The 1,549-nt window shown below is 78.1% G+C and carries 1 pseudogene; it reads right to left on the bottom strand.

Annotated elements, in window-relative coordinates:
* Nucleotides 1-1,549, bottom strand: a pseudogene (locus ACFV5N_RS22675) (hypothetical protein); the annotation flags it as partial.

The following is a 1,549-nucleotide window of genomic DNA, read 5'->3' as shown; positions in this document are numbered from 1 at the left end:
GAGCAGGGCGCCGGTCACGTCGGAGAGGTCGCCGTGGCGGGCGAGGGCGGTCAGCAGTGCACCGGCGGTCTTGGCGGTGCCGGCCTTGAGGCCGATGGTCGCGGCGGTGGCGGCGCCGGGTTCGTCGGGGAGGGCGGCCAGCAGCAGGGCGGCGCGGGCGGGGCCGGCGCCGGTGGCGGCGGCGAGCGCGTCGACGGCCTCGGGGCGCCAGGGGGCCGGGCCGCGTTCGCGGACCAGGGCGACCAGTTCGGCGGCACGCTCGGCGGTCACCGGGCTGTCCAGGGGCTGTTCGTCGCTGTGGGTGAACTGGGCGACGGGGCCGAAGGTGCCGTCCGGGTCGTGGTCGAGGGCGTTCCAGCAGGCGTGGTCCCGGTCGTGGCAGCCCGGCTGCCTGCCGAGGACGACGACGGTGCGCGCGCCGTGGCGCAGCACCTGTCCGGTCCGGCGCTGGTCGCGGCCCTCGGCTCGCAGCAGCACGGTGCGCACGGTGCCGGGGGTCCCGGTGAGCGGTCCTTCGGCGAGGGCGGAGAGCAGCAGCAGGAGTGCTTCGCGTGCGCTCTCGCCGGTGGCGGGGGCGGTGGCGCGGTGGCACAGGGCGGGCAGTGCGGGCAGCAGCCGGGGCCAGCCGCCGCCGCCCGGCGCGGTGGACGCGTCGGTGGTCCAGCCGCCTGCCAGGGTCTCCTCCCGGTGGCGCTTGATCAGCGGGCGTCCGGTGGCCGGGCGGCCGGTGATCACCTGCTGGACGGCGCGGATCTGCTGGAGCGTCAGCCAGGACTTCTGGGGGTGGTAGACCGATCCGGAGCCGGTGACGAGTCCGGCGGCGGCGGCCGCGATGGTGCGGTCCTCGCCGTGCTGCGGGCGGTAGTCCTCGAACATCTCCCGCTCCTGGCGGGCCTCGGCGGGCTGCGGGGGCCGCACGAAGCGTTCGAGCGAGCGGCACAGGCGTTCGGCGGCGGCCACGATGCCGGCCACGCCCTTGCGCAGCGCGGGGTCGGTGACGGCGGGCAGGGCACGGGCGACGACGGCGGCCAGGGTCTGCTGCCACCCCCGCTCCCGCTGCTTCTGCTGCTCGGGGGTGAGGGTGCCGCCGCTGCGGGCCGTGGCGAGCGACTGCTCGTGCTGCTCGCGGGCCTCGGTGACGGCCCCGATCAGCCCGGCGGCCTGCTCGTCGGTCAGGGCGCGCAGGGCGAGCGAGCCGGCGGTGTCGCGCGGGCGCAGCGCGTGCCAGTGCGGGAGGGGGGCCAGCAGGGGGGTGCCGGCGGCGTAGTCCTGGTGGCGGCGGCCCTTCTGGGCGTGGCCGAGCGCGCCGGTGGACTGGGGGGCGCCGTCGTCGTACAGGCTGACGCTGTCGCCCTGGACGGCCACCACGGGGCGGGCGCCGCCGGGCAGCAGCAGGGAGCCGACCGGCAGCGGTCCGGTGGTGCCCCGGGCGTCGGTGAGGGTGGCGGTGCGTCCGTCGGTGCCGCCGGCCCGGACGTCGCCGGTGGTGGCGTCGTACCGGGTCCACCAGCCGAGCAGCGCTCCGTCGGTGCCCAGCGGGGTGTGTTCC

Source organism: Streptomyces sp. NPDC059853 (assembly GCF_042731495.1).
Classification (GTDB): Bacteria; Actinomycetota; Actinomycetes; order Streptomycetales; family Streptomycetaceae; genus Streptomyces.
The sequence above is the reverse complement of the archived record's forward strand: the minus strand, read 5'-3'. Positions and strand labels throughout refer to the sequence as shown.